The organism is Priestia sp. YIM B13490 (genome assembly GCF_042787735.1).
In the GTDB taxonomy this organism is placed as follows: domain Bacteria; phylum Bacillota; class Bacilli; order Bacillales; family Bacillaceae_H; genus Priestia; species Priestia megaterium.
In genome coordinates this window covers 227,223-245,574 of sequence record NZ_JBHZOT010000005.1, presented here as the reverse complement: position 1 = coordinate 245,574, position 18,352 = coordinate 227,223, and the positions used below count along the sequence as shown (strand labels likewise).

19 protein-coding genes and 1 other annotated feature are annotated in these 18,352 nt (G+C 38.9%); all 19 genes read right to left on the bottom strand.

All coding sequences use genetic code 11. The features are described 5' to 3' along the window. Positions 1-124: 124 nt before the first annotated feature. The 19 genes from ACFX4R_RS17555 to ACFX4R_RS17465 all read right to left on the bottom strand — a co-directional run bounded on the left by ACFX4R_RS17555 (position 125) and on the right by ACFX4R_RS17465 (position 18,274). Positions 125-1,432 carry a uracil-xanthine permease family protein gene (locus tag ACFX4R_RS17555; RefSeq protein ID WP_043976427.1) on the bottom strand — a complete coding sequence of 436 codons (1,308 nt, stop codon included), beginning with the start codon at positions 1,430-1,432 and terminating at the stop codon, positions 125-127. 156 nt (positions 1,433-1,588) lie between these two features. Then, complete coding sequence (pyrR, locus tag ACFX4R_RS17550; RefSeq protein WP_013058940.1) at positions 1,589-2,131, bottom strand: bifunctional pyr operon transcriptional regulator/uracil phosphoribosyltransferase PyrR; 543 nt, start codon at positions 2,129-2,131, stop codon at positions 1,589-1,591. A 191-nt stretch (positions 2,132-2,322) separates the two neighbouring features. After that, positions 2,323-3,237, bottom strand: coding sequence for an RluA family pseudouridine synthase (locus tag ACFX4R_RS17545; protein ID WP_013058941.1), 915 nt, complete (start codon positions 3,235-3,237; stop codon positions 2,323-2,325). Next, the gene (lspA, locus tag ACFX4R_RS17540; protein WP_013084844.1) at positions 3,234-3,701 is read right to left on the bottom strand and encodes a signal peptidase II; all 468 of its coding nucleotides are present in this window, start codon (positions 3,699-3,701) and stop codon (positions 3,234-3,236) included. The genes ACFX4R_RS17545 and lspA overlap by 4 nt, the downstream gene beginning before the upstream one ends. 80 nt (positions 3,702-3,781) lie before the next feature. After that, a complete protein-coding gene (locus ACFX4R_RS17535) occupies positions 3,782-4,069 on the bottom strand; it encodes a conjugal transfer protein TraR (RefSeq protein WP_013084845.1) in 288 nt (95 codons plus the stop codon). 170 nt (positions 4,070-4,239) lie between these two features. Beyond that, complete coding sequence (ileS, locus tag ACFX4R_RS17530) at positions 4,240-7,005, bottom strand: isoleucine--tRNA ligase (protein ID WP_013058944.1); 2,766 nt, start codon at positions 7,003-7,005, stop codon at positions 4,240-4,242. 71 nt (positions 7,006-7,076) lie between these two features. Beyond that, positions 7,077-7,297: a binding site (T-box leader), on the bottom strand. 69 nt (positions 7,298-7,366) lie between these two features. Continuing rightward, the gene (locus ACFX4R_RS17525; RefSeq protein ID WP_013058945.1) at positions 7,367-7,861 is read right to left on the bottom strand and encodes a DivIVA domain-containing protein; all 495 of its coding nucleotides are present in this window, start codon (positions 7,859-7,861) and stop codon (positions 7,367-7,369) included. Positions 7,862-7,945: 84 nt separating this feature from the next. Further along, positions 7,946-8,719 (bottom strand): YlmH family RNA-binding protein, encoded by a 774-nt coding sequence (locus tag ACFX4R_RS17520; RefSeq protein WP_043976422.1) that lies wholly within the window; start codon positions 8,717-8,719, stop codon positions 7,946-7,948. A 51-nt stretch (positions 8,720-8,770) separates the two neighbouring features. After that, positions 8,771-9,040 (bottom strand): YggT family protein, encoded by a 270-nt coding sequence (locus tag ACFX4R_RS17515; protein WP_013058947.1) that lies wholly within the window; start codon positions 9,038-9,040, stop codon positions 8,771-8,773. A gap of 3 nt (positions 9,041-9,043) precedes the next feature. After that, complete coding sequence (locus tag ACFX4R_RS17510) at positions 9,044-9,511, bottom strand: cell division protein SepF (protein WP_028410770.1); 468 nt, start codon at positions 9,509-9,511, stop codon at positions 9,044-9,046. Positions 9,512-9,527: 16 nt separating this feature from the next. Then, positions 9,528-10,211 (bottom strand): YggS family pyridoxal phosphate-dependent enzyme, encoded by a 684-nt coding sequence (locus tag ACFX4R_RS17505; protein WP_043976419.1) that lies wholly within the window; start codon positions 10,209-10,211, stop codon positions 9,528-9,530. A gap of 7 nt (positions 10,212-10,218) precedes the next feature. Then, positions 10,219-11,040 (bottom strand): peptidoglycan editing factor PgeF, encoded by an 822-nt coding sequence (gene pgeF / locus ACFX4R_RS17500; protein ID WP_097824528.1) that lies wholly within the window; start codon positions 11,038-11,040, stop codon positions 10,219-10,221. A gap of 74 nt (positions 11,041-11,114) precedes the next feature. Next, entirely contained in the window at positions 11,115-11,369 is a 255-nt protein-coding gene (locus ACFX4R_RS17495; RefSeq protein WP_013058951.1) for a YlmC/YmxH family sporulation protein, read from the bottom strand. Between the two features lie 348 nt (positions 11,370-11,717). Then, complete coding sequence (gene sigG, locus ACFX4R_RS17490; RefSeq protein WP_013058952.1) at positions 11,718-12,497, bottom strand: RNA polymerase sporulation sigma factor SigG; 780 nt, start codon at positions 12,495-12,497, stop codon at positions 11,718-11,720. A gap of 148 nt (positions 12,498-12,645) precedes the next feature. Next, complete coding sequence (gene sigE, locus ACFX4R_RS17485; protein ID WP_013058953.1) at positions 12,646-13,365, bottom strand: RNA polymerase sporulation sigma factor SigE; 720 nt, start codon at positions 13,363-13,365, stop codon at positions 12,646-12,648. A gap of 30 nt (positions 13,366-13,395) precedes the next feature. After that, positions 13,396-14,319 carry a sigma-E processing peptidase SpoIIGA gene (gene spoIIGA, locus ACFX4R_RS17480; RefSeq protein ID WP_013084851.1) on the bottom strand — a complete coding sequence of 308 codons (924 nt, stop codon included), beginning with the start codon at positions 14,317-14,319 and terminating at the stop codon, positions 13,396-13,398. A gap of 276 nt (positions 14,320-14,595) precedes the next feature. Beyond that, positions 14,596-15,753, bottom strand: coding sequence for a cell division protein FtsZ (gene ftsZ, locus ACFX4R_RS17475; RefSeq protein WP_013058955.1), 1,158 nt, complete (start codon positions 15,751-15,753; stop codon positions 14,596-14,598). Between the two features lie 41 nt (positions 15,754-15,794). Continuing rightward, positions 15,795-17,090, bottom strand: coding sequence for a cell division protein FtsA (gene ftsA, locus ACFX4R_RS17470; RefSeq protein WP_013058956.1), 1,296 nt, complete (start codon positions 17,088-17,090; stop codon positions 15,795-15,797). A gap of 425 nt (positions 17,091-17,515) precedes the next feature. Next, positions 17,516-18,274: a cell division protein FtsQ/DivIB gene (locus ACFX4R_RS17465; protein ID WP_016765445.1), complete on the bottom strand. Its 759-nt coding sequence runs from the start codon at positions 18,272-18,274 to the stop codon at positions 17,516-17,518. Positions 18,275-18,352: the final 78 nt, after the last annotated feature.

Genomic DNA, 18,352 nt, shown 5'->3' with positions numbered 1-18,352 from the left:
CCTCGCATTTCTTTATAAAAAACACCCTTTCTAACTTAGAAAGGGTGTAAGAAAACAAGCTTCGTCTATAACGCGCTTTTCACACACCCTTAGAAACCTCTCTGGATTTCAATTAAAAGGCGTTCTATGAAATTTTTCGTGCTGACGTTTCTTGAACGTTTTCTGCTTCTTTTATCTTCTCTTTCGGCAGAACTAGATTCAGCAGAACTCCCATGATAGCAGACAGTGCCATGCTATCAATCTTTACATGTTCTGAGATATCTAAGTGTGCTCCTCCGATTCCTAATACTAAGATAATCGAAGCAATCATTAAGTTTCGTTTTGATCCAAGGTCTACCTTTGCATCCACCATCATTCGCAAGCCCGATGAAGCAATGATTCCGAATAAGAGAATCGAAATCCCGCCCATGACCGGCGTTGGTATACTTGAAATAAGAGCGTTGATTTTTCCGACAAACCCGAACAAAATCGCGAAGACTGCTGCTCCTGCTATCACAAATACGCTAAGCACCTTTGTGATGGCTAACACTCCGATGTTCTCACCGTATGTTGTATTTGGCGGTCCGCCGATCAGCGCAGCAAGCATAGTTGCTACTCCGTCTCCTAAAATCGATCTGTGCAGCCCTGGCTTTTCAATATAGTTTCGATCCACAATCTTATTTAAGACGAGAATGTGTCCGATATGTTCTGAGAGTGTTACGACTGCTACAGGTACCATGATAAGCACAATCCCTAATGAAATGGACGGCGTGTATGTGACGAACGGCACGTAGAAGTGAGGTACTTCAATCCACTCTGCTTTCACTACCTTTGAAAAGTCTACCAATCCTTGTGTATAAGCGAAGATGTATCCGCCGATAATTCCCATCAGTACCGGAATCAGGCTGATAATGTTTTTAAAGAAGATTGAGCAAGCAACTGTTATCGCTAGTGTCACAAGCGCAACCATCAGGTAAGTTAAGCTGTAATTTCCTTTTGCATCGTTCATAGCCATGCCTACTGCTGTATTAGCCAGTCCTAAGCCTATAACCATAATAACTGGTCCTACTACAACCGGAGGAAGCAGCTTCATAATCCAATTGATTCCTGTTCCTTTTATAATCAAAGCAACAATTCCATAAACAAGTCCGGCTAAGAAACAACCAACCATCGTTTCTTCAGGCCCAAACGAAGCTTTGGCGAAAATGATTGGCGTGATGAACGCGAACGATGAACCAAGATAAGAAGGAATTTGACCTCTTGTAATGAGCAGGAAAGCAAGCGTTCCTACCCCGCTTGAAATCAAAGCAATTGCCGGGCTGAACCCAACTAGGAACGGCACTAACACCGTCGACCCAAACATTGCAAACAAATGCTGCAGACTCAATGTTAACCAATTTATTGCTTTTGGTTTATCATGTATATCAAGTACAAAATCTCGTTGTTGACTCATATGTTTTTCCTCCTATCACTATTAAAAAACCTCTTTACGCAGAGGCAAAGAGGTTTTCAGCATACAAGGAAGACGCTATACCGCAGTATAGTTTTCCTTGTATAGTGACCCCCCTTTTGCAGCCTCACGGGACTACCATTTAAAAGGGTATATAATTTATTTTTCGTAAATAGACACGTGGTCTTTTTCGTCTACTTCCATTAAATGCACCGCAATTTTTTCACTTTTAGCTGTCGGTACGTTTTTGCCAACGTAGTCTGCTCGAATCGGCAGCTCGCGGTGCCCTCTATCCACTAAGACAGCCAGCTGAATGAGTTCAGGTCGGCCGATATCAATCAGTGCATCAAGTGCTGCTCGAACCGTACGGCCCGTATATAACACATCGTCTACTAAGATGACGTTCTTATTTGCAATATCTGTCGGAATATCTGATCCTTTTACAAGAGGCTCATCATTGCTTGTCACTTTCGATAAATCATCTCGGTAAAGCGTGATGTCTAGTTCTCCGACTGGCAATGTATTTCCTTCAATTTGTGCAATTCGTTCTGCTAAACGTTTTGCGATATAAATACCTCGCGTTTTAATCCCCACTAGCACACAATTTTCGATTCCTTTATTCTTTTCAATAATCTCATGTGCAATTCGAGTTAAAGCGCGGCGAATAGCCTGTTCGTCAAGTACGGTAGCTTTTACGTTCACTGTTTTTCACCTCAAGTTGTTGACATAAAAAAATCCTCTTGCCTTGAGGCAAGAGGATTTGGTTTTAGACATATTTCTTCAAAAAGGCTATAAATATGCCTTTTCTGCACCGTTTCCTTCTCAGCCTCTCTGGACTGTTCTTAAAGGTTCTTATTAAGTTAATACAAGTATGCCATCACTTATGGCAGTTGTCAACTTCTTTTTTCAATAAGCTCTAGCATCTCATTAAACTCTTTTGGAGCCGGTGCTTCAAATTCCATATATTCATTTGTACGAGGGTGAATAAAGCCTAATACACCTGCATGAAGCGCTTGTCCGTCAATCGGAAGCGTTTTTTTCGGTCCGTACTTCGGATCCCCGGCAAGCGGAAAGCCAATATACTTCATATGAACGCGAATTTGGTGTGTTCGCCCCGTTTCTAGCTTACATTCGACTAGTGAAAAATCTTTAAAGCGCTGCAATACAGTAAAGTGTGTCACTGCATCACGACTGTTTTCATCAGTTACCGTCATGCTTTGACGATCTTGCTTATCTCGGCCGATTGGCGCATCAATTGTACCGTGATCGTGCGCAATTACTCCGTGAACGATAGCTTTATAACGACGCGTTACTGTTTTAGCTACAAGCTGACTAACTAGTGATTCATGAGCTAAATCATTTTTTGCAACCATAAGTAAACCGGATGTATCTTTATCAATTCGATGAACGATACCAGGGCGCATAACGCCGTTAATACCCGATAAATCTTTACAGTGAGCCATTAGGCCGTTTACAAGCGTGCCGCTATGATGACCAGGAGCTGGATGTACAACCATGCCGCGAGGTTTATTTACAACAAGCACATCTTGATCTTCATAATAAATATCTAAATCCATTTCTTCCGCTACCACATCAAGCTCTTCTAATTCCGGCACTTCGATAATAATAGCGTCTCCTGTTTTACATTTATAGTTTCCTTTAACGGTTTTATCGTTCACTTTTGCGTGACCTTCTTTAATCCATTGCTGCACTTGTGAACGTGACCATTCTGCATTTACAGTCGAAAGTACTTTATCAATACGTTCTCCCGCTTGTTCTTCATTTATAACTGTTTCAATTACATTCATTCTTTGTGCTCCTTCTTCATTTTCCCTTCAAACAGCGTCATAATAAACATGATGATTACTCCGACGACAAGTGCCGAATCAGCTACGTTAAAAATCGGAAAATCATACGTAAAGATGTATGTATTTACGAAATCAACTACTTCTTTACGGACCACTCGATCAATAAAGTTTCCAATGGCGCCGCCTAACATTAATGCTAGCGCAATACCGAACCATTTATCTTGTTTTTTGAGCTTTTGAATATAAATTATTAAACCGACTACCACAACCACCGTAATGAGATAAAAGAACCACATCTGTCCTTGTAAAATCCCCCACGCGGCTCCTCTGTTACGATGAGAGGTAATGTAAAGAAAGTTTTCAATTACGGTGATGCTTTGTCCATAATACATTTCTTTTACAATCATCCATTTTGTTACCTGATCAATAAGTATAACAGCTAAAGCGATAAGATAATAAAACACAAACGTTTTCCTCCCGCAATAAAATCAAACGAATCCATACTAAAGCATTTTAGCACATAATTCATTTTTTTTCTCGCTTCTCACCATAAAACAAATAAATCTTCATTTGTGCGGGCCGTCGGCATTACTTTTAATTTATGAATAGACATCACTTCGCCAGTTAGTTCATCAATTCCGAACGCACCAACGTCAAGCTTTGCTAACGCGTGTTCTACATCTTTTAAATCGGCTTTAATCATTTCTATTACGTAACGTTCCTTTTCATCTATATAACCAGATTGTTCTGTAGCATATCTCAATAGGCGATCTTGTAATTCTTCTTTAATAAGAGCTAATTCCTGTCCAATGGAAAGATAATTTTCATACATTCAAACGCCTCCTGTGCTGATAAGATGAAGTATTAATGATGTTAGGTTTACCGAGTTTTCCATCGAATCTACAACACAAGTTTTTCCTAAGGCTTTAAATGCTTTATACCATTGTATTTGGGAATTTCGTACAGCAAAAAACACGCCCAAAAAGGACGTGTTTTTGTTAATTACTGCTGAACGTAGTGATTTTTTACAACATCCGCACAGCGTGTACATAAAGTCGGGTGATCTTGATCTTCGCCAACTGTTGGTGATACAACCCAGCAGCGCTCACACTTCTCACCTTCTGCTTTACTTACAACAATTGAAGCATAGCTGAATTTTTGTGCTTCAGCAGGTGCTTCACCTTCTGCTACCTCAAGATCTGAAACGATGAAGAGTTGACCTACATTTTCAGAAATAGATGCTAACAGTTCTTTCGTATCTGCTGTTGGATACAGCGTTAATTTTGCTTCTAAAGACTTACCGATTACTTTTTCATTACGAGCCTGTTCTAGCGCTTTTAATACTTCATCACGAAGCTCCATGAATGCATCCCATTTCTCTACTAATTGATCTGCTCCTTCGATTTCTTGAACCTCTGGCATATCAACTAGCTGCACGCTTTCTTCCGTTACATTTGGAATGTGAACCCATACTTCGTCTGCTGTATGAGAAAGAATTGGAGACACTAATTTCGTTAACGATAATAACGTTTCATAAAGGACCGTTTGAATGCTGCGGCGCTCTACATTATTTTCTGCTTCGATGTACAATACATCTTTTGCAAAGTCTAAGTAGAATGAACTCATATCAATTGTACAGAAATTATGCACTGCGTGATAAATGCTTGAGAATTCATATGAATCATAAGATTTTTTCACTTTATCAATTAATTTGTTCAGCTTCACAAGCATGTAGCGGTCTACTTCACGAAGGTCTTCAACAGCTACAGCATCAGTTGTTGGATTAAAGTCCGCTAAGTTTCCTAGTAAGAAACGGAACGTGTTGCGGATTTTACGATATACTTCTGCTACTTGTTTTAAAATGTTATCAGATACACGAACATCAGCTTGGTAATCTACAGAAGCTACCCATAAACGTAAAATATCTGCACCTAGTTGTTTCATTACTTTTTCTGGAATTACAACGTTTCCTAATGACTTACTCATTTTGCGACCTTCACCGTCTAAAGCAAATCCATGGCTAAGTACCCCTTTATAAGGTGCTTCACCCGTTACAGCTACGCTTGTAGAAAGACTTGAATTAAACCAGCCGCGGTATTGGTCAGAACCTTCTAAATACAAATCAGCCGGACGCTGTAAGTCTTCACGTTCTTCAAGAACAGCTTGATGTGAAGAACCAGAGTCAAACCATACGTCCATGATGTCTGTTTCTTTTGTGAAGCGGCCATTTGGGCTTCCTTCATGAGTAAAGCCTTCCGGAAGCAAGTCTTTTGCTTCACGCTCAAACCATACGTTTGATCCATGTTCTCTAAATAGATTTGATACGTGTTCAATTGTTTCATCCGTAATGATTGGCTCATCATTTTCAGCATAAAATACCGGAATCGGAACGCCCCATGCACGTTGACGAGAAATACACCAGTCTCCGCGGTCACGCACCATGTTATAAAGTCGCGTTTCACCCCAAGTAGGCACCCATTTTGTTTTTTCTACTGCTTTTAATAAATCTTCACGGAAATCTTTAATAGACGCAAACCACTGTGCCGTTGCACGGAAAATTGTTGGTTTCTTTGTACGCCAGTCATGTGGGTATGAGTGGGTAATGAAACTTAATTTTAACAGCGCGCCTTCTTCTTCTAGTTTGTCTGTAATCGGCTTATTCGCTTTATCATAGAATAACCCTTCAAATCCTGGTGCTTCATTCGTCATATGACCCTTACTGTCGACTGGACAAAGAACTTCCAAACCGTATTTTTGACCAACGATAAAGTCGTCTTCCCCGTGTCCCGGTGCTGTATGAACACACCCAGTACCAGCATCCGTTGTTACGTGATCGCCAAGAACAACTAATGAATCACGCTTGTAGATTGGATGCTCAGCTACTACACGCTCAAGTTCTGAACCTTTTACCGTACGAAGCGTCTTATAGTCAGCCCATTCAATTTCTTTAGCAACTGTTTCAATCAGTTCAGTTGCCACTACATATTTTGCTCCATCTGCTTCAACTACGCTGTACTGAAGCTCAGGATTGACAGCAATCCCTTGGTTAGCTGGCATTGTCCATGGTGTTGTCGTCCAAATGATGAATTTTTCATCTTGTTCAAGCACACCTTTACCATCTTTTACGTTAAATGCTACGTAAATAGAAGCTGAACGTTTGTCATAGTACTCAATTTCCGCTTCTGCTAAAGCAGATTCACTTGAAGGGGACCAGTACACTGGTTTTAACCCTTTGTAGATGTAGCCTTTTTTCGCCATGTCACCAAACACTTTGATTTGCTGCGCTTCGTACTGGGGCTGAAGCGTTACATATGGATTATCCCAATCTCCGCGTACACCTAAACGCTTGAACTGCTCACGCTGGCCGTTTACTTGTTCCCAAGCATACTGTTCGCAAAGCTTACGGAACTCAGCTACCGTCATTTCTTTGCGGTTTACTTTTTTATTTTTTGTTAAAGCTGTTTCAATTGGCAAACCGTGTGTATCCCAGCCTGGTACATAAGGTGCACAGAAGCCTGACATCGACTTATAGCGAACGATAAAATCTTTTAAAATTTTATTTAATGCATGTCCCATGTGAATATCGCCATTCGCATATGGAGGTCCATCATGCAGGACAAATAGCGGACGGCCTTCCGTACGTTTTTGTACTTTTTCATAAATATTCATTTCAGCCCACTGTTCTTGCATTTTAGGCTCGCGGTTTGGTAAATTTCCACGCATTGGAAATTCAGTTTTTGGCATCAATAATGTATCTTTATATTCCATGTTTTACCCTCCAAAAAAAAACGTAAATTTCATATCTTTTTGTACCATAACAAAAAGACCTCCTCATCCCAAAAAGGGACGAGAAGGCCTCCCGCGGTACCACCCTAGTAGATTTGCTGCACGCAAATCCTCTTTGCATTCGTAACGTGAATAAACCGCCACTGCTTACTATCATCAGTTCAGCAATGGTACTCTAGGGTGATTTTCACTTTTTTGTTTGTTATCGAGCTCACACCATCCTCGATTCGCTTTGACAAACTAAAAAAGCTACTGTCCCTGTCTCCGTACTGTTTGATATGAAATTTCATCTGTTACCAAATTATATGACAACAAAACGTGAGAAGTCAAGATGATGTCTTGACTAGTCAATTTTTTCTTCTAGCGCTGGCATCTCATAATCCATCAACTGATCCCAGTCGTCGCTGTTTAACATTTCAAGCTGTGCTTCGATTAACATTTTGAAACGAGTTCTAAATACTTTAGACTGCTTTTTCGTCTCCTCAATGTCCATCGCAATTTTACGAGACTTAGACAATGCTTCATTAATAATACGGTCCGCATTTTTTTCTGCTTCTTTTATAATGAGCTTCGCTTCTTTTTCAGCGTTTCGCTTCACATCTTCCGCTGCTTCTTGAGCAATTAAAATTGATTTATTTAATGTTTCTTCGATGTTAGTAAAATGTCCAAGACGATCTGTTAATTCAGATACTCTTCCTTCTAACTCCTTTTTATCACGCATGACTAGCTCATAGTCTTTAATTACTTGGTCAAGAAACTCATTTACTTCATCTTCATCATATCCGCGAAACCCGCGATTAAACTCTTTGTTATGAATATCCAAAGGGGTTAAAGGCATCTAGGCCACCTCCGTGTTGTCTCATTACATCATTAGTAATGGTTTATTCGACATATTTTTAAAATTTCCTGCTAGTAGATTTCTTTATTTCTGCTTTCCTACAACAATTCGCCATTTTTCTTTTTTAGTTTTTCCTTCAAGTGAAACGATACGACTTCTGCCGTGACCACGAAGCGACAAAATATCACCTTCATGACATTCAAAAGAAGGCTGTTCAATGACTTTAAAATTTACTTTTACCGCTCCATTTGCAATAAACGGCTGGACTTTTTGTCTTGATAAATTGTGAATGGTCGACAGCAAAACATCAAGCCTCATTGAAGAAACTGTATAAACGTGTTCAATCAGCTCTTCTTTTACCACATGCAGCTGCTCTCTTTGAATAGAAGAAAGTGAAACTTTGGCTTTTCCAATTGATGTTAAATTCATCTCAATATAAGAAGAAATTTCCTCTGCAGCTACAAGCTGAATATCGTCTCCCGCGACCAAAATATCTCCAAATTTTGAACGGCGCAGTCCTAAGGACATCGCCGAACCAAGAACTTGAGGATGTTCAATTGTCACAAACTTTTTAGGATAATTGAGCTCGTACATATGCAACTGAAAATCTTCGCTTTGAGGTACATAGTAATCCGGATATAGCAGCGCGCGCTTGCGTTCAGCAAACGGTTGTCCACCATCAAATGAAACTTGAACCTCTCCTTCAGTCCCGACAATAGCTGTCACAATCTGCTGCTCTCTTGGATCTAAAAAGTCCGTTAATTTTGGGCTGTATTGATGTAGGACATCTTCTTTCCACTGAAGAACCTGGTCAATAAATCCATGTTCTTCTTGCCTAAAATGTTCATAAATAGACATATTATTACTCCTACTATTGGTATGTAAAAAAGGAATCCAGCGATTCCTTTTTTAAATAAAACCTACCACATTATTAAGTGAATACACGCCTCTTTCAGCAAATCGCAATAAAAAGATTGCAACAAGAGGTGAAATATCAATCATGCCAATAGGCGGAATGATTTTACGAAAAGGCTCTAAGTAAGGCTCACAAATACTGCCAAGCAGCTGACCAAACTTAGACGCCCTTACATCGGGTACCCAAGACATCAAAATGTAAATAATCAGTGCCCATGAGTAAAGCCCAATTAATTTTCCAAGAATCCCAAAAACGATGTCCAAAAACTACCACCTCTTTACGTTTGTTGTATCGTGTTCCCCCATCATATCTGAAATGCTTCCGCTTACGTCTACATTATCAGGTGTACATAAAAAGATGTCGGTTCCAATTTTTTGAATGTCCCCGCCTAAAGCATAAACTGTACCACTTAAAAAGTCGACAATTCTCACTGCTTGATCTCGTTGAATGCGCTGTAAATTCACAACTACGACTTTACGATTTTTTAAATGATCCGTAATTTCTTGTGCTTCGGCATAGACGCGAGGTTCGCAAAGCATCATTTTTGATGATTTTTGAACGCTTTGCAAGCTAATCACATTTTGCTGCTGATTCGGCTGCTGACTAGCTTTCGCTGCTGGTCTCGACTGCTGTACGGGCTCTTCTACCGACTCTTCTTGTTCGTAATGTTCTTCTACATATTCAGTATCGTCATCAAGAGCAAAAAAACTTCTAAAGCGATTTTTCATACTCATCTTGAATTACACCTCCTTAACGTTCATTCCCAACTAACGTGGTTCCTAGTCGAATAAATGTTGCTCCTTCTTCAATTGCAATTGCATAATCGTTTGACATTCCCATTGATAGCTCTGTACACGGTGCATATGGCAAGTTTAGTTCTTGTATGCGACTCTGCAATTTTTTTAGACCTTGAAAACAGCTGCGAAGCGTAGACTCGTCATCTGTGTGAGGAGCCATGGTCATCAATCCGACCACTTGAATATTTGTAAATTCTTCAAGGGATTTAATAAATGGAATTACGTCTTCTACAGCAAGGCCATGCTTGGATTGTTCTTCGGCAACATTAACTTGTACAAAACATTTTATACGATGCCCTGAGCGTTTATCAATTTCTTTTGCTAAAGATACTCGGTCTAGTGAATGAATATAGTCAACTTTATCAATCACATTTTTTACTTTTCTTGTTTGTAAGCTTCCGATAAAATGCCAGGTCGCTTTCTCACCGATTGATTCATACTTTTCTAGAAGACCTTCATCCCTGTTTTCTCCAAGATGTAAAATGCCTGCATCCACTGCTTCTGCTGCTCGTTTTGTGGAAACGTATTTTGTTACAGCAATCAGCTCTACATCTTCTCGATTTCGATTAACTTTTTTACACGCTTCAGCAATTGTTTGTTGAACTGCTTCTAGATTTTCACTTACGCTAGCTGTCACTATGTAATTACTCCTCCTTAAAGCCTATGAAGTTAAACATGCGTCCTGTTTTCCCTTGGTCGCGGCGATGTGAGAAGAACAGGTCATCTTCACAGCTTGTACAATACGACGATGTTAAAATTCGTTCCGGCAATACGCCTGCGTTTTGAATCAGCAGCTTATTGACTTTTTTTAAATTAAGCGCGTATTGTCCAGGGCTTACTTCTTGATATCCATTTTGGCCAACTACTTCGTTTACTTGTGTAATGACGCGGTTATCGACAACATAACAGCAATCTTCAATCGAAGGGCCAATCGCCACGTAAATATCTTCAACCGGAACATTTTCTTGCTCTACCCAACGTCGAATCATATTTCCTGCAATATCTTTCACTGTTCCCTTCCACCCGGCATGAGCTAGACCAACTAAATGGTGATCAGGCGCATAGAAGTACAGCGGAACACAATCTGCATAACATAAAGCTAACAAAATATCAGATTCATTTGTATAAATGCCATCCGTTGCTTTTATGCCCTCTTCATACTTGTAGAGTCCTTTTGCACAGTCGGCTTTTGTTACTTTTTGAACAGTTGCTTCATGTACTTGTTCAGCACATACAAAGCTTTCAAAAGACATGTCTAGTTCGGCTGCTAAAATTTTTCTATTTGTAATAACATCTTCTACGTTATCGTTTACGTGAAGCCCTAGGTTAAAAGAAGCAAATGGAGGTTTACTCACGCCACCATTTTTTGTGGTGAAACCAGCAACAAGCATATCATTCTTTTCTACCCAAGGGCTCAGCCACATAAACGACTCGTGATGGCTTTTTTTTAATGGCTCAGGATTCATGTATGTGACACATCCCTTGTTTCATTTCTTCTCACATATTGTACCACAGATTGCTAGGTGCTGTTGACAAAAAACTAATTCTCTTCAGGCTGAAATGCGTCTTTATAACGTACTAAAATGACATCAGAACCAATTTTCACAATATTTTTCCACGGAATCACAATTTCATCATCTTTTCCAAAGAAGCCCAATACACGAGAGCCTCCGATAATGACGGCCTGTATTTTTCCCGTTGTTAAGTCAATATCAATATCCCCTACATTTCCAAGTTTTTTGCCATCAGCTACATTCACTACATCTTTCAGCTGGAATTCTGAAATCTTTAACATGCTCTCTCCTCCTATAGCCAACTTTATTCCTTAGCCTATATATATTTTCAAATTTTCATTTCATGAAGGAAAAGCTTATTTTTTCTCTGCCATTCTCGTTCTATAGGCATTTTGTCCACTAATTACACAGCTTTTCATCAAGAGACATTCTCAACGAGTAGCTAGAAGTCCTCACAGCAATAGGAAACCGGATATGAATATCTTTTGGTCATGTATTATACATTGATACATACAAAATAAGCATCGTGTCTGTTTTTATAGACACGATGCTTATTAAGTTGAACATCAAATAAAGTGAATGGTATTAATTGTATGAACGCGAGCAGCTGCCAGTTTAGATAGCTTTTGTTAACTTTGAATATTTTTATTCATCTGTTTAATAGCAGCTTTTTCTAAACGAGAAACCTGAGCTTGAGAAATACCAATTTCTTCAGCAACTTCCATCTGTGTTTTACCTTGAAAGAAGCGCTTTCGTAAAATTAGTTTTTCTCGCTCGTTCAATCTTCTCATACCTTCTTGCAAAGCAATTTCTTCAATCCAAGTTGAATCACGGTTGCGTTCATCGCTTAGCTGATCCATGACATAGATTGGGTCTCCACCATCATTGTAAATAGGTTCAAATAGAGAAACCGGATCTTGGATAGCATCTAAAGCAAACACAATTTCTTCATGCGGCACTTCTAGGACTTTTGAAATTTCCTCAGCTGTAGGTTCCTTGGATGTTTCACTCATAAGCCTTTCACGAACTTGAAGAGCTTTATAAGCAATATCACGAAGGGAACGAGAAACACGGATTGGATTATTGTCACGTAAATAGCGGCGAATTTCCCCTATAATCATTGGGACAGCATATGTAGAAAACTTCACGTTTTGACTTAAATCAAAATTGTCAATGGATTTCATTAATCCAATACATCCAACCTGAAATAAGTCATCAACAAATTCTCCACGATTGTTAAAACGTTGAATCACGCTGAGTACGAGACGTAAATTTCCGCTTACTAGCTTTTCTCTTGCTGTTCCATCTCCAGCCTGCATTTGTTTAAACAACTTTCGCATTTCTTCATTTTTTAATACGGGAAGTTTCGAAGTATCTACTCCACAAATTTCTACTTTATTTCTTGTCAACTCTTTCCCTCCTAACAGGAGATGATGTTCTGAATTCAGTATCTCCTCCGAAGGAAAAAATATGCACTTTTACAATTCTGACAATTCCACGCTAAAAAAGCTGATTGTATAAGATGCTTCTCAGCCCTTATACAATCAGCTTTTTTACTTAAACCATTTTATTAAATTCTTTTCGCAGCCGTTTAATAATTCGTTTTTCAAGCCTTGAAATATAAGACTGAGAAATGCCTAGCATATCAGCTACATCTTTTTGCGTTTTTTCTTCTCCGCCGGCTAGCCCAAAGCGCAGCTCCATAATTTGCTTTTCACGATCATTTAATTGGTGCAGTGCTTTCAACAAAAGTTTTCGATCCACGTTCGCTTCTAGGTCTTTTGTGATGATATCTTCTTCGGTTCCCATCACGTCAGATAATAGCAGTTCGTTTCCATCCCAATCAATATTTAACGGCTCATCAAATGAAACTTCAGATCGAATTTTATTGTTGCGGCGCAAATACATTAAAATTTCATTTTCAATACAGCGAGAGGCGTACGTCGCTAGCTTAATTTTCTTTTCAGGATTAAATGTGTTTACTGCTTTAATTAAACCGATGGTGCCGATGCTAATTAAATCCTCAATATTGATTCCCGTATTTTCAAACTTGCGGGCAATATAAACAACCAGTCGCAAATTACGCTCAATCAACAGTGAACGTGCTGCTTCATCTCCTGATGGAAGTTTTTTCAGGAGTACTTCTTCTTCATCTTTTGTTAAAGGCGGTGGAAGAGCTTCACTTCCTCCTATATAGTACACTTCATCTGTTTTTAGCTTAAGTTTAATTAATAATTTGTACCACCATAATTGAAATCGAATTCGATATGTAGCCATTCTGTATCCTCCTTTATTTGTTCACACCTTTTACGATGCGGAACTTACTTCTCCAATAACAATGAGCTTCGGATGAACAATACATTCATATTGCTTCTCCACTGAAAGCGTTGTATGACTAATACCTACTAATACTTTTGTGACTTCAATCGTATTGGACTGATGCACCAGCCTTACCATATCTGGCTTTAGAGCAAGAAGGAGCTGATTGGCTTGGCCCACGCTTCGATAAGGGACAAAGCGGACTTTTGAATACCACTCTTGATCAATATCTTCGCTGTGTGAAAAGGATTGGACATTTTTGCTTAATTCCATTAAGCCTTCAGGCAATATTTCTTTTAAAGAATCTGCTGTAACAATCATAACCGGGGTTTTCGTCAGCGGATCTACAAGCTGGTTTCCACTATCAATAAGTCCTTTCATCGACAGAGTCTGTTCGTTTAAAATAACTTCCACATCTACCAGCTGATCAAATGTAATGTTTTTCATTCGCAAATCATCAACTCGTGCTTTTGAAAAATAAGATAATAGCGGAAAACCGATAAGAACAAATATCCAGCTAATAGGATCACCAAACTGTGGAGATTTTGTATCAACCATTTGATTAAGAACAAGAAACTGATCTTGAAATAAAAAGTGAACGCCCATTAATCCTCCACCAACAACAAAGGTTGCAAAATAAAACGTTAATAAATTCTCAAAGAAAAAGCGCAGTCGTTTATAACCAAACGTCATCAATACCATAAAAAAAGAGAATAAAATTTTAATGGCAGGGTGAACCATAAGATGAGAAAAAGGCGTAAACATAAGAAGGACAATTAATGAACCGATAAAGCCGCCAAGCAAAAGCCGCCACCACTTGTAATTCCGTTTAAGTACAACTGCACATAACATTAGTAAAATCGTATCTAACCCAAAATTCAGCATCCATATTAAATCTAAATAGATTGGCAATGTTTATAACCTCTCCATTCTTTCTGAATTTTTCTGTTAAAAATTAGTATATAGTACATCCTATTAGAAAGTCTGTCAGTTCATGCCGAGAAACAAGCAGTATTTTTGAGGAAATCATTCGATATTTGTCACACCACTTTTAGAAAGAAAACATAAACCCTTTAAAGGCATCATATTGACCATGTCGAATGTTTTTTATATTCTTTTTGAGTTTTCTAGATTCATTGCATAAAAAAAGACCTCTGTATAAAACAGAGGTCTTGGTTTTTTATTTTCTTAGCGTCTACGATTACGGTTTCGTAAGAATGTTGGAATATCTAGCGCATCTTCAGACTGTGGCTGAGATGGACGCGTATATTCTTGCTGTACAGGTTCTTCACGCTTTACTTCACGCTTCGGCTGTGGAGCCGGCTGCTGTGTCGATTGCTGCATGCGATTCGCCGATAACGAAGGACGACCTGGTTTTGGCTGTGATAAATCTTGGTCACTAAAGCCAGTTGCAATAACTGTAACAACAATCTCGTCTTTTAGGTTTTCGTTAATAACAGATCCAAAGATCATGTTCACTTCTTGGTCAGAAGCCGAAGCAACGATATCTGCAGCTTCTTGTACTTCGTAAAGACTTAGGTTTGTACCGCCTGTGATGTTCATTAATACACCTTGAGCTCCATCGATAGATGTTTCAAGAAGTGGACTTGAAATAGCTTTTTTAGCCGCTTCAGCAGCGCGGTTTTCACCAGTTGCAATACCGATACCCATAAGTGCAGATCCTTTGTTAGACATAATTGTTTTCACGTCAGCGAAGTCTAAGTTAATTAATCCAGGAACTGCGATTAAATCTGAAATACCTTGCACACCTTGTCGCAATACGTTATCCGCTTCACGGAACGCTTCTAGCATTGGCGTGTTTTTATCAACGATTTCCAATAAGCGATCATTTGGAATAACAATCAGCGTGTCCACTGCTTCTTTCATTGACGCAATGCCGCCTGCCGCTTGAGTAGAACGCTTACGACCTTCGAACGTAAACGGACGAGTAACAACACCTACCGTTAGTGCTCCTAGCTCACGAGCAATTTGGGCAATGACTGGAGCTGCACCAGTTCCAGTTCCTCCACCCATACCAGCCGTTACGAAAACCATATCTGCACCTTTTAGGGCTTCTTGGATTTGTTCCTTACTTTCTTCGGCTGCTTTTTTACCAACCTCTGGATTAGCACCTGCACCTAATCCTCTTGTTAATTTAGCGCCGATTTGCATTTTTGTTTCAGCTTTTGATAAATTTAATGCTTGTGCATCTGTATTAACTGCAATAAATTCTACACCTTGGACGCCATGTTCAATCATTCGGTTAACCGCGTTGTTACCGCCGCCTCCGACACCGATTACTTTAATCGTCGCTAATTGGTCTACACTTGTATCAAACTCCAACATGATAGTTCCTCCTAATTCTTCGAAATTACCAATCCGTAACGTTAATCAAAGAAGTATCCAAAAAACTTCTTCATTAAATTTTGGTCATTTTTCTTTTTCGGCTGCTCGGCTGATTGTTGCGGCTGCTGTGGTTTCGGGCTAGGTTTGATCATTTCTTGCTCAATCGGCTCTTCTTCCACAACTGGCGCTCCAATTTCCCGGCCTTGTATTTTAGCATTTTTGTATGCAAATTTTATTAATCCTACGCCTGTTGTATAATGCGGCTCACGTACTCCAATATAATCAGGCACTGCTATGCGCACGTTATTCTTTAAAATCACTTGAGCTAGCTCAAGAATACCAGGCATCGCTACTACTCCGCCTGTTAAAACAAATCCTCCTGGAATATCTTTGTATCCTAGGCGATTTACCTCTTGCGTAATCATATCTAAAATCTCTTCTAGTCTAGCTTCAATAATATCAGAGATTTCGAGCTGATTAAACTGCTGATGCTGATCGCTTCCAATAATCGGTACACTAAATACTTCTTCTTCAGAAGCATGATCGTAGAAAGCATGTCCATGCTTTATCTTAATATTTTCCGCATCTTCAGTCGATGTGCGAAGGCCAATCGATAAATCCTTGGTAATGTGCTCTCCGCCAACAGCTAGTACATTTGTTACTTTCAAATGTCCTTGGTCAAAGATCGCAACCGTTGTTGAACCTCCACCGATATCTACCAGTGCGACACCTAAGTTTTTTTCATCACGAGATAATGCAATTGAACCAGCGGCTAGAGGCTGTAAACAAATATCACTGATTTCTAAACCAGCTCTTTCTACACAGCGTAATAAGTTATGTAAAACCGTTCTAGATCCCGTTATGATTGTGCCTTCCATTTCTAAACGTACCCCAATCATACCTCTAGGATCATTAATACCTTCTAAGCCATCTACAATAAATTGCTTTGGAATAACATCAATGATTTCACGATCTGGCGGGATAGACATGACTTGAGCAGCATCAATTACTCGATGAATATCTTCGTTTGTAATTTCACGATTCTCGCTTGACACGGCTACTACTCCGTGACAATCCTGTAAAAATACATGATTTCCGCTTATGCCCACTACAACCTTTTTAATTGTAATACCTACCATTCGTTCAGCTTGTTCTACTGCTTTTCTAATAGATTGAACTGTTGCATCTATATCAACGATAGAACCTTTTTTTAGTCCGTGTGATTTAACATTCCCTACACCAATGATATTCAATGAATCGTTACTCATCTCTCCGATGATTACTTTCACACTGGATGTACCGATGTCTAAACTAACGTATATTTCATTGCTGTTCATTCTTTGGCACCTCCTTTTTCTTTCTGCACATGTCATCTTAATAAATTAAGAAGAACAACAATATTAATTTTTTATTATATGAAAATATTCAACAAATACATCTGTTTCCCTTTTGTAAAATCAATTTTTTTCAAGTTTTTCACAGACTTTATCTCTTTCAAAGAACAAAACGTTCTGGTTTTGACTTTTTTTTAGATTTAAGCCTAAAATTCACTGAAAAAAGCTATTTAACTACAAGTCTACACTAAGATGTACACTGAGAAAAGCGAAACTTACCTAGAACAAATATTACATTTCCATTTCACAGCAACGGAGAAGAAAATCATATGTATGCAGAATACTTGCATGTGATTATACAATGTACGAGGGCTAGTTTGCCAGTCTCAACTCATCTATTTCCTTTAATTAACACTTATAAAAAATAATTACTGCTTGCTCTTTTTATAAGGTTTAAATGCATATCCTTCTTCTAAATCAATAATACCTTTTTGATCATCACTTAATTTACTTGCAATAGCTGGGTAATGAACAATTTTATCAGAGAAGTTGCTAATTTTCCCGCTTACTTCACGCGTATCATTCATAAACACCTCGATGTGAAGAGGTTCTGATTTTGTCGGCGCGTAGTAAATCTCAGAAATAGCCCCTTTTATGCTTTTAGGCGTTTTAGCTAATTCTTGAACCATGCTTTGTATAGCGTCTCCGTCTTTCCAGTCAATTAGCAGCGGAGCGTCGGATGACACTTTCTTAGCACTTACTTCTTTTAGAACTTTTCCATTTTCATTCACAGGGAAATATTTATTCCCCGAGGTTACATATGCAATTCTTGCGTACTCTTTTACGTCGATTACGACCTTATTAGGAAATGTTTTGTGAATGACAGCTTCCTTTACCTCAGGGTTTTTTTCGACTTTTTCTTGAATTTGATCAGCATCAGCTTTCCAGTAGCTGGTTTTTTTGGACAGACCACTCGCTTTGACAATATCCTTATCACTTACATGTTTATTCCCTTGTACTTCAATGTTAGAAACATTACTCAGAGAAGATTGAGAATATACAATAAATAAAATAAGGATGAAAAAGAGTGATAAATACAAAATCAGCCGTCTATTTGCTTTTTGCTTTCGCTGTTCTTGCAGCTTCGGTACCCGATCTTCTAAAACAATTAACTTACCTTTTTCCATTTTTTTCACCCTTATCCATTTGAGAAAATAAACGAGGAATTACCATCTATTTATTTCCAATCTTTGCTTCATGAGAAT

Bases quoted from the DNA above. Each gene is read 5' to 3' on its own strand.
- ACFX4R_RS17555 (WP_043976427.1), bottom strand. From the start codon at position 1,432: ATGAGTCAACAACGAGATTTTGTACTTGATATACATGATAAACCAAAA.
- ACFX4R_RS17545 (WP_013058941.1), bottom strand. From the start codon at position 3,237: ATGAATGTAATTGAAACAGTTATAAATGAAGAACAAGCGGGAGAACGT.
- ACFX4R_RS17535 (WP_013084845.1), bottom strand. From the start codon at position 4,069: ATGTATGAAAATTATCTTTCCATTGGACAGGAATTAGCTCTTATTAAA.
- ileS (WP_013058944.1), bottom strand. From the start codon at position 7,005: ATGGAATATAAAGATACATTATTGATGCCAAAAACTGAATTTCCAATG.
- ACFX4R_RS17525 (WP_013058945.1), bottom strand. From the start codon at position 7,861: ATGCCTTTAACCCCTTTGGATATTCATAACAAAGAGTTTAATCGCGGG.
- ACFX4R_RS17520 (WP_043976422.1), bottom strand. From the start codon at position 8,719: ATGTCTATTTATGAACATTTTAGGCAAGAAGAACATGGATTTATTGAC.
- ACFX4R_RS17510 (WP_028410770.1), bottom strand. From the start codon at position 9,511: ATGAGTATGAAAAATCGCTTTAGAAGTTTTTTTGCTCTTGATGACGAT.
- pgeF (WP_097824528.1), bottom strand. From the start codon at position 11,040: ATGAATCCTGAGCCATTAAAAAAAAGCCATCACGAGTCGTTTATGTGG.
- ACFX4R_RS17495 (WP_013058951.1), bottom strand. From the start codon at position 11,369: ATGTTAAAGATTTCAGAATTCCAGCTGAAAGATGTAGTGAATGTAGCT.
- sigE (WP_013058953.1), bottom strand. From the start codon at position 13,365: ATGGCTACATATCGAATTCGATTTCAATTATGGTGGTACAAATTATTA.
- ftsZ (WP_013058955.1), bottom strand. From the start codon at position 15,753: ATGTTGGAGTTTGATACAAGTGTAGACCAATTAGCGACGATTAAAGTA.
- ftsA (WP_013058956.1), bottom strand. From the start codon at position 17,090: ATGAACAGCAATGAAATATACGTTAGTTTAGACATCGGTACATCCAGT.
- ACFX4R_RS17465 (WP_016765445.1), bottom strand. From the start codon at position 18,274: ATGGAAAAAGGTAAGTTAATTGTTTTAGAAGATCGGGTACCGAAGCTG.